We start from the raw sequence: 275 nt of genomic DNA, 5'->3' as shown, positions 1-275 counted from the left end.
CTTTAGTGCTTTAGCAGTTGCAGCCAACGGGTCTTCATGTAACGACTCAAGCTGACTAATTTCCAACTCACTAAAGTGACTGATTAAATCATCACGAGTCGCGTACATAATCAGTCCTTTGGAAAGCGTGCGATTAGCTCAGCTTTGGTATCTGAGTCGTTGTAGCCAACTTCTTCTTCATCAAGTAAAGCTTTTAGCTCTTTGTTGGTGAGTGTATCGAGCTCGACTACTTCACCACCTTCACCAGTATTAACATCTTCGCCTTCAACGGCTTC

Annotated in this window: 1 protein-coding gene; it reads right to left on the bottom strand. The window is 43.6% G+C overall.

What is annotated here, in order from left to right:
• Positions 1–110: 110 nt before the first annotated feature.
• Positions 111–275 (bottom strand): hypothetical protein (locus SB772_RS40585; protein WP_410838596.1); only part of this gene is annotated, 165 nt, incomplete at its 5' end.

Source organism: Paraburkholderia sp. SIMBA_030 (assembly GCF_046535245.1).
In the GTDB taxonomy this organism is placed as follows: domain Bacteria; phylum Pseudomonadota; class Gammaproteobacteria; order Burkholderiales; family Burkholderiaceae; genus Paraburkholderia.
The sequence above is the reverse complement of the archived record's forward strand: the minus strand, read 5'-3'. Positions and strand labels throughout refer to the sequence as shown.